The organism is Paracoccus binzhouensis, assembly GCF_016446475.1.
In the GTDB taxonomy this organism is placed as follows: domain Bacteria; phylum Pseudomonadota; class Alphaproteobacteria; order Rhodobacterales; family Rhodobacteraceae; genus Paracoccus; species Paracoccus binzhouensis.
This window is the reverse complement of sequence record NZ_JAEHFP010000209.1, coordinates 1-5014: the sequence shown is the minus strand read 5'-3', so window position 1 is coordinate 5014 and position 5014 is coordinate 1. Positions and strand designations below refer to the sequence as shown.

General features: G+C 67.5%; 4 protein-coding genes and 1 pseudogene. 3 read left to right on the top strand and 2 right to left on the bottom strand.

From position 1 onward, the window contains the following. From I9P22_RS23805 to I9P22_RS23795, 3 genes and pseudogenes are all read left to right on the top strand, one after another. The coding region (locus I9P22_RS23805) for a DUF2927 domain-containing protein (RefSeq protein WP_199262671.1) at window positions 1–917 on the top strand (917 nt) is incomplete at its 5' end. After that, entirely contained in the window at window positions 914–1147 is a 234-nt protein-coding gene (locus I9P22_RS23800) for a hypothetical protein (RefSeq protein WP_199262669.1), read from the top strand. The genes I9P22_RS23805 and I9P22_RS23800, both read left to right, overlap by 4 nt. A gap of 37 nt (window positions 1148–1184) precedes the next feature. Then, window positions 1185–2021, top strand: a pseudogene (locus tag I9P22_RS23795) (IS5 family transposase). A gap of 323 nt (window positions 2022–2344) precedes the next feature. On the opposite strand, the gene I9P22_RS23790 reads toward I9P22_RS23795, so the two are convergent. After that, window positions 2345–3940, bottom strand: coding sequence for a peptide chain release factor 3 (locus I9P22_RS23790; RefSeq protein ID WP_199262667.1), 1596 nt, complete (start codon window positions 3938–3940; stop codon window positions 2345–2347). Window positions 3941–4021: 81 nt separating this feature from the next. Next, a complete protein-coding gene (locus tag I9P22_RS23785; protein ID WP_199262665.1) occupies window positions 4022–4771 on the bottom strand; it encodes an NAD kinase in 750 nt (249 codons plus the stop codon). Window positions 4772–5014 lie beyond the last annotated feature (243 nt).

Below are 5014 nucleotides of genomic sequence, written 5' to 3'. Positions count from 1 at the left end.
AGGCGCCGCCGCCCCCCGACCGGCCCGAGCCGCCGGTCGATCAGGCCGCGCTGCGCCGCGAACGCGCCGAGAATGCCCGCGCCGCCACCGCCCGGGCCGAGGCCGCCGCCGCCTCGCCCGCCAGCCGCAACATGCGCGACTATCTCGCCGGCATCGAGGAGACGCTGATCGCCCGCGGCCGGCTGCGCACCGATCCCGGCACCGAGATCGCGCTGACCCCGGAAAAGCTGGCCGAGGACTTCATCGAGGTGGCGCTGCATGACGAATATGTGCGCGACGGCGGCAAGCTGGTCTCGCGCCCGGTGGCGGCACCCTTGCGGCGCTGGCAGCAGCCGGTGCGGGTGCGGCTGGAATTCGGCGATTCGGTCGCCCCGGCCCAGCGCGCCCGCGACCGCGCCGAGGTGGCCGGCTTCGCCGCGCGCCTGCAGCGCATCAGCGGCCAGCCGGTGGCGCTGACCGCCGCCGCAGGCAATTTCAACGTGCTGGTCCTGAACGAGGACGAGCGCCGCGCCATCGGCCCGCGCCTCTCCTCGCTGGTGCCGGGGATCCCGCCCGCCGACATCGCCGCGCTGCGCGACCTGGCGCCGCAGAACTATTGCACGGTCTTCGCCTATTCCAACGGCAACGCCCCGACCTATGCCCAGGCGGTGGCGCTGATCCGGGCCGAGCTGCCGCCGCGCCTGCGCCGCTCCTGCATCCACGAGGAACTGGCGCAGGGCATGGGCCTGGCCAATGACAGCCCGCGCGTGCGCCCCTCGATCTTCAACGACGACGAGGAATTCGCCTATCTGACCCGGCATGACGAGTTGCTGCTGAAGATCCTCTACGACCCCCGCCTGCGCCCCGGCATGACCGAGACCGAGGCCCGCCCCATCGTCTTGCAGATCGCCCGCGAGCTGCTGGGAACCGAGGTGTGACGCGAAGCGCCGCTCTGCTGGCGCGGCTGATCGCCTGCCTTCTCGGCACCGGCCCGGCGGCGGCCGATGCGCTGCCGGGCGCGGTGCAATGGCTGATCGACCGCTCGGGCGACCCCGACCGCATCGGCCGCGACATCGGTCCCTATCCGCTGGACGGCAGCGGCATCGTCGCGCTGGACCCGCTGACCGGCTTCGCCACCAGGCGGCCTTGTTTCACAAAGGATGCCTGAGATTCACCTCGGGAATCCAATGTCGTAGCCGAATGGCATGAGCAGAGCTCGGAAGCCGACCTCCAAGACCACCAACTGGCACGCGTACAACCAGGCGCTGAGGCAGCGCGGATCTCTGACCGTCTGGTTCGATCCCTTGATGCCGTGGGCAGCCGTGCCGTCAGGGCGGCGTGGCCGCCAGCAAGCCTACAGCGACGCTGCGATCCAGGCCTGCCTGACCATCAAGGTTCTCTTCGGCCTGCCGCTCCGCCAGGCCACCGGCTTCGTGGCACGCCTTCCGGAACTCTCGGGGCGCGGCTGGGCCGTGCCGGACTTCAGCACCCTTTTCCGGCGGCAGAAGACCTTGGAGGTCGTCACTTCCATTTCGCGGTTCCAAGGGGCCGTGACACCTGCCCGTCGACAGCATCGGCATCAAGGTGGAGGGCGAAGGAGAGTGGCACAGGCGCAAGCATGGCGGCTCGAAACGAAGGGTTTGGCGCAAGATCCATCTCGGGATCGACGAGGAAACGCTCGAGATCCGGGCGGTGGAAGTCACTTCAGGCAATGTCGGCGATGCTCCGATGCTGCCGGACCTGCTCGCCCAGATCCCGGCGGACGCGGAGATCGCCACGGTCGCGGCCGACGGTGCCTACGACAGGCGGGCTGCCATGACGCTATCGCGGCCCGCAGTGCAGCGGCGGTCATGCCACCGAGACGGAATGCGAGGCCATGGAAGCCGGACACGGCCGGGTCGAAAATGCACTGCATGAAGCCGCTCGGCCTGCGGCTGAGGTCACGGGACTTCGACCGCCAGGGGGCCGAGGTCCAGATCCGCGCGGCAGTCATGAACCGCTTCACAGCCCTCGGCATCCCGGTCACTGTGGCAAGGCAATAAGTGTGTCCGGCGAAAGGAGAACTGCGGTCGCCAGCTCATTTGCGCAACAGCGCCCTCTGAAAGCAATATGCTAATGAAATTGGGACAAATGCCAGAATTCCACTGCCAACGAGAGTGAGGCCCACATCGGAAATATTCATAGCGCCACGCTCACAAGCCGGAGCGACGTCAAAGCCAACATGTGTCTTTTCTCCACATACAATGGCCTATGCTAACTTCCGCCAGGCCGTCCGCAAAGGGCTCTGCGCGCCGTTCAGGAACCGGGAGCGACACGCACGCACCGCAGCCCGCCGGACAAGCCGGGCTTTTGCCGGGACGGGCGCCTACACCATCATCTCCTTCGTCGCCGTCAGCTTCAGCTCGGGATGGTCGCGCCCGACGCGGTCGATGTCCCATTGCAGCCGGGTCAGATAGACCAGATCGCCGTCATGGTCCTGCGCCATGTGCCCCTTGTTGGCATTGGCGAAGGCGTCGACCTTGTCCTTGGGCCCCGAGACCCAGCGCGCGCTGGTGAATTGCGAGGACTCGAAGCGCACCGGCAGGCCGTATTCCAGCTCGATGCGGCTCGCCAGCACTTCGAATTGCAGCGCACCCACCACGCCGACGATGAAGCCCGAGCCTATCATCGGCTTGAACACCTTGGCCGCGCCCTCCTCGGCGAATTGCATCAGCGCCTTTTCCAGGTGCTTGGCCTTCATCGGATCGCCCGCGCGCACGGTCTGCAGAAGCTCGGGCGCAAAGCTGGGGATGCCGGTGAAGCGCAGCGCCTCGCCCTCGGTCAGCGCGTCGCCGATGCGCAACTGGCCGTGGTTCGGGATGCCGATGATGTCGCCGGCCCAGGCCTCCTCGGCCAGTTCGCGGTCGGCGGCCAGGAACAGCACCGGGTTCGAGACCGCCATCGGCTTCTTGGACCGCACATGCAGCAGTTTCATCCCGCGCTCGAAATGTCCCGAGGCCAGGCGCACGAAGGCCACGCGGTCGCGGTGCTTGGGATCCATGTTCGCCTGCACCTTGAAGACGAAGCCGGTCACCGGATTTTCCTCGGGGGCGATCTGGCGCTCGGCGGCGTTTTGCGGCTGCGGCTGCGGGCCGAACTCGCCGATGCCGGTCATCAGCTCCTTGACGCCGAAGCTGTTGATCGCCGAGCCGAACCAGATCGGCGTCATGTGCCCTTCCAGGAAGGACTTGCGGTCGAAGGCGGGCAGCAGTTCGCGCGCCATCTCCAGCTCTTCGCGCAGCTTCTCCAGCTGCTCGGCCGGGACATGCTCGGCCAGCTTGGGATCGTCCAGGCCGGAAATCTGGATCGACTCGGCCACCTTGTTGCGGTCGGCGCGGTCCATGATCTCCAGCCGGTCGTTGAGCAGGTCATAGGCGCCGATGAAGTCGCGGCCCATGCCGATCGGCCAGGAAACCGGCGCCACGTCGATGGCCAGGTTCTCCTGGATCTCGTCGATGATCTCGAAAGTGTCGCGGCTTTCGCGGTCCATCTTGTTGCAGAAGGTCAGGATCGGCAGGTCGCGCAGCCGGCAGACCTCGAACAGCTTGCGGGTCTGGCTCTCGACCCCCTTCGCCCCGTCGATGACCATGATCGCCGCGTCCACCGCGGTCAGCGTGCGATAGGTATCTTCCGAGAAATCGCTGTGGCCGGGCGTGTCCACCAGGTTGAAGCGATAGGGTCCGAAATCGAAGCTCATGGCGGATGCCGAGACCGAGATCCCCCGGTCCTGCTCCATCTTCATGAAGTCCGAACGGGTGCGCCGCGCCTCGCCCTTGGCGCGGACCTGGCCGGCCATCTGGATCGCACCGCCGAACAGCAGGAACTTCTCGGTCAGCGTGGTCTTGCCGGCGTCCGGGTGCGAGATGATCGCGAAGGTGCGGCGGCGGGCGATTTCGGGCGGAAGATCGGGACGGTTCATCATGCCCCGCGCTTTAGCGCGCGCCGCGCGCAGTCTCAAATGGAATCGGGCTCAAATGGAATCGGGGCCGGCTGGGGCCGGGGCTCAGACGAATTGCTCGCGGATCAGCCGTTCTTCCAGCCCGTGGCCGGGGTCGAATAGCAGCCGGTGCCGGATGGTGTTTTCCGAGCGGATCTCGACCCACAGCACCGAATCGACACCGCGCGAATCGGCATCGGCCATGACCGGGCGCTTGTCGGGCTCCAGCACGTCGACGCGCACCGTCGCCGCCTTGGGCAGGATGGCGCCGCGCCAGCGCCGGGGCCGGAAGGCCGCGATGGCGGTCAGCGCCAGCACGTCCGAGCCGAGGGGCAGGATCGGCCCGTTCGCCGAGTAGTTGTAGGCGGTCGAGCCGGCGGGGGTAGAGATCAGCGCCCCGTCGCAGATCAGCTCCTCCATGCGCACGCGGCCGTTCACGCTGATGCGCAGCCGCGCCGCCTGCGGACCGGCGCGCAGCATGCTGACCTCGTTGATGGCCAGCGCGCAATGCTCGTGCCCGTCGGTGGTGCCGGCGGTCATGGCCAGCGGATTGACCACGGTTTCCTCGGCGGCCAGAATGCGGGCGGGCAGGTCCTCCTCGGAATAGGCGTTCATCAGGAAGCCCACGGTGCCGCGGTTCATGCCATAGACCGGCAGGCCGCGATTCTGGTGCATGACCGACAGCATCAGCCCGTCGCCCCCCAGCGCCACGATCACCTCGGCCTCGCGGATCGGCACATGGCCGTAGCGCGCGGACAGCGCCTCGGCGGCGGTCACGGCGGTTTCGGTGCTCGAGGCGATGAAATGCAGCTTCATGCGGCCATCATGGCGCGCGGCGGGCCGGGCGCAAGGCCCTTTGGCACATGGGATAATCTACCGCCCGCGCGTCGCATCCGTCCTAGCGGGACGCGCGGAAAGGCGCTAGAACCCCGGCAAGCCGCTTTTTGCATGAGGACCAGATGACCGACACCGGATTCTTCACCGATGAGCTTGCCACCCGCGACCCTGCGATTTTCGGGGCGATCCGCCAGGAGCTTGGGCGTCAGCGCGCCGAGATCG

Bases quoted from the DNA above. Each gene is read 5' to 3' on its own strand.
- I9P22_RS23790 (WP_199262667.1), bottom strand. From the start codon at position 3,940: ATGATGAACCGTCCCGATCTTCCGCCCGAAATCGCCCGCCGCCGCACC.
- I9P22_RS23785 (WP_199262665.1), bottom strand. From the start codon at position 4,771: ATGAAGCTGCATTTCATCGCCTCGAGCACCGAAACCGCCGTGACCGCC.